Below are 3,319 nucleotides of genomic sequence, written 5' to 3' on the forward strand. Positions count from 1 at the left end.
TTTTTCTTCTACCTTTTCTAGTTCTAGAGTTGTTTTTAGTACGTTGACCTCTTAAAGGCAAACCAACTCTATGACGAATACCTCTATAACATCCAATATCCATTAATCTCTTAATGTTTAATTGAGTTTCAGAACGTAATTCACCTTCAATAGTGAAAGTACCAACAGCATCACGAATAGAACCAATTTGATCATCAGACCAATCTTGTACTTTTATACTTTCGTCAACTTTAGCTGTTTTTAAAATCTCTTCTGCGCGACTTCTACCTACTCCGTAGATATAAGTTAAAGAAATAACGCCTCTTTTTTGTTTTGGTATATCAACACCTGCAATTCTTGCCATAACTATCCTTGTCTTTGTTTGAATCTAGGATTCTTTTTGTTAATAACGTAAAGTCTACCTTTTCTTCGTACGATTTTGCAATCTGCACTTCTTTTTTTAACTGATGCTCTTACTTTCATCTTGTTAGTATCTATAGGTTATACGAGCCTTACTTAAATCGTATGGACTCATTTCTAATTTAACTTTATCTCCTGGTAACAATTTAATATAATGCATACGCATTTTACCAGAGATGTGAGCGGTCACGATATGACCATTTTCTAATTCAACACGAAACATAGCATTTGATAATGCTTCAATAATGCTTCCGTCTTGTTCTATTGCTGCCTGTTTTGCCATAATAAAAATTAAGCTGTTGCTTTTCTGTTTTTACCAGTTTTCATCAAGCCATCATAATGTCTATTTAACAAGTAAGAATTTACTTGTTGCATAGTATCTATTGCAACTCCAACCATAATTAATAGTGATGTACCACCAAAGAATAAAGCCCAACCAGATTGCACATCTAATAACTTTACAATAATTGCAGGAAACACTGCTAATAAAGCTAAAAATATAGATCCAGGTAATGTAATTTGTGACATAATTTTATCTAAATACTCAGATGTTTCTCCTCCTGGACGAATCCCTGGAATAAAACCACCGCTACGTTTTAAATCATCAGCCATTTTATTCGTAGGAACTGTAATAGCTGTGTAAAAATACGTAAAGACAATAATTAATAATGCAAATACAATATTATACCATAAACCAAATATGTCAGAAAAATTAGTCTGCATCCATTGACCTGCTGAAGTTTCTTCTAATAAAGATGATCCTCCAATTAAGCCTGGAACAAACATAATTGCTTGAGCAAAGATAATTGGCATAACTCCAGAAGCATTAAGCTTTAAAGGAATATATTGTCTATTACCACCTAAACCATCTTGCTCATAACTTCCAGTAGCTGTACGTCTTGCATATTGAACAGCTATCTTACGAACTGCCATTACTAATAATATTGATGCAAAAATAATAGCAAACCAAATAACAACTTCAAATAAAATCATCATTACATTATTACCAGTTTCCATTCTAGATACTGCATTCTGTAAGAACGATTTAGGTAAAGTAGCAATAATACCTACCATAATTAATAATGAGATACCATTACCAATCCCTTTATCAGTTATTTTTTCTCCTAACCACATAGCAAAAATAGTACCTGTTACTAATATAACAATAGATGATACTAAAAATGTAGGGTATGAAAATCCATTTACTAATAAACTATTCATAGACTCAACTCCAGATAAAGCAGGTAAACTAGCTAAATAACCAGGTGCTTGAATTAAACAAATACCAATAGTTAACCAACGTGTAATTTGAGTGATTTTTTTCTGACCACTTGCTCCTTCTTTTTGGAGTTTCTGTAAATATGGAATAGCAATTCCCATTAGCTGTACAACAATAGAAGCAGAAATATATGGCATAATACCCAACGCGAACACAGATGCATTTGCAAAAGCTCCTCCAGTAAAGGCATTTAAAACACCTAACAAACCTCCACCTGCAGTATCTTGTAAGCCACCTAATTGAGCTGTATCAATACCAGGTAAAACCACCTGAGCACCAAAACGATACACCAATAATAAACTAAGTGTTACTAAGATACGGTTTCTTAGTTCTTCAATGTTCCATACATTTTTTATAGTTTCTATAAATTTCATATGCTATGAGTTATAAACTTACAGCTTGTCCTCCTGCTGCTTCAATAGCAGATGTTGCTGTAGCAGAGAATTTATGAGCCGTAATAGTTATTTTAGATTTTAATTCTCCTCTACCTAATATCTTAACCATCTCGTGTTTACGAGCTAATCCTAAATCAAGCATAGTTTGAAAATCTAAACTATCTGTAATTTTCTTATCATCAATTAATTCTTGGATTTTATCTAAGTTAATTGGTTGATATTCTTTACGATTAATGTTAGTGAAGCCAAATTTTGGTACACGTCTTTGTAATGGCATTTGACCACCTTCAAATCCAATTTTCTTAGAGTAACCAGAACGTGACTTTGCTCCTTTGTGACCACGTGTAGCAGTACCACCTTTTCCAGAACCTTGTCCACGTCCAACTCTTTTACCTTGACTTTTAACTGAACCTTCTGCAGGTTTTAAATTACTTAAATTCATTTATCAGTTGTATTATTTAATTTCTTCAAAAGAAACTAAGTGATTAACTTTTTTAACCATCCCTAAAATATTAGGAGTAGCTTCGTGTTCTACGACTTGTCCAATCTTTTTAAGACCAAGAGCTTCAAGAGTTCTTTTTTGTCTTAGTGTACGATTGATAGCACTTTTAACTTTTTTTACTTTAATCTTAGCCATTGTATACTAATTAACCGTTAAACACTTTCTCTAAAGATACTCCTCTTTCGCGAGCGATAGTATGAGCACTTCTTAATTGTAATAAAGCATCAAAAGTTGCTTTAACTACGTTATGTGGGTTTGAAGAACCTTGAGACTTAGATAGTACATCATGTACTCCTACTGCTTCAAGAACTGTTCTAACAGCTCCACCAGCAATAACTCCTGTACCAGCTGATGCAGGAATAATATTTACTCTTGCTCCTCCAAATTTACCTTTCTGTTCGTGAGGTAAAGTTCCTTTTATAATAGGAATTCTTACTAGGTTTTTCTTAGCATCTTCAATAGCTTTAGCAATTGCACTAGCTACGTCTTTAGACTTTCCTAAACCTTGTCCAACAACACCAGCTTCATCACCAACCACAACGATTGCTGAAAAACCAAATGCTCTACCACCTTTAGTTACTTTAGTAACTCTTTGTACTCCAACTAAACGATCTTTAAGATCTAATCCACTTGGTTTTACTAACTCTGCACTTTTGTATTTATGATACATAATTTCTTAGAATTTAAGTCCTGCTTCTCTAGCTCCTTCAGCTAATGATTTTACTCTTCCATGATATAAGTATC

General features: G+C 33.3%; 8 protein-coding genes. All 8 read right to left on the reverse strand.

All coding sequences use genetic code 11. The annotated features are described in order from the left end of the window. A partial coding sequence (gene rpsM, locus ACFDSN_RS11865; protein WP_375240070.1) for a 30S ribosomal protein S13 occupies positions 1 to 343 on the reverse strand: 343 nt, incomplete at its 3' end. A 2-nt stretch (positions 344 to 345) separates the two neighbouring features. Then, positions 346 to 462: a type B 50S ribosomal protein L36 gene (ykgO, locus tag ACFDSN_RS11870; protein WP_013305171.1), complete on the reverse strand. Its 117-nt coding sequence runs from the start codon at positions 460 to 462 to the stop codon at positions 346 to 348. A 4-nt stretch (positions 463 to 466) separates the two neighbouring features. Beyond that, positions 467 to 682, reverse strand: coding sequence for a translation initiation factor IF-1 (gene infA / locus ACFDSN_RS11875; RefSeq protein WP_027126052.1), 216 nt, complete (start codon positions 680 to 682; stop codon positions 467 to 469). 8 nt (positions 683 to 690) lie between these two features. Then, entirely contained in the window at positions 691 to 2,052 is a 1,362-nt protein-coding gene (gene secY / locus ACFDSN_RS11880; protein ID WP_375240071.1) for a preprotein translocase subunit SecY, read from the reverse strand. Between the two features lie 10 nt (positions 2,053 to 2,062). Continuing rightward, a complete protein-coding gene (gene rplO / locus ACFDSN_RS11885; RefSeq protein ID WP_375240072.1) occupies positions 2,063 to 2,515 on the reverse strand; it encodes a 50S ribosomal protein L15 in 453 nt (150 codons plus the stop codon). Between the two features lie 12 nt (positions 2,516 to 2,527). Then, a complete protein-coding gene (rpmD, locus tag ACFDSN_RS11890; RefSeq protein ID WP_375240073.1) occupies positions 2,528 to 2,710 on the reverse strand; it encodes a 50S ribosomal protein L30 in 183 nt (60 codons plus the stop codon). A gap of 10 nt (positions 2,711 to 2,720) precedes the next feature. Beyond that, on the reverse strand, positions 2,721 to 3,245 hold the full coding sequence (gene rpsE / locus ACFDSN_RS11895) for a 30S ribosomal protein S5 (protein WP_375240074.1): 525 nt from the start codon (positions 3,243 to 3,245) through the stop codon (positions 2,721 to 2,723). A 6-nt stretch (positions 3,246 to 3,251) separates the two neighbouring features. After that, positions 3,252 to 3,319: 50S ribosomal protein L18 (locus ACFDSN_RS11900; RefSeq protein WP_375240075.1), on the reverse strand; the 68-nt coding region annotated here is incomplete at its 5' end.

The organism is Aurantibacter sp., assembly GCF_042094015.1.
Lineage (GTDB): Bacteria > Bacteroidota > Bacteroidia > Flavobacteriales > Flavobacteriaceae > Aurantibacter.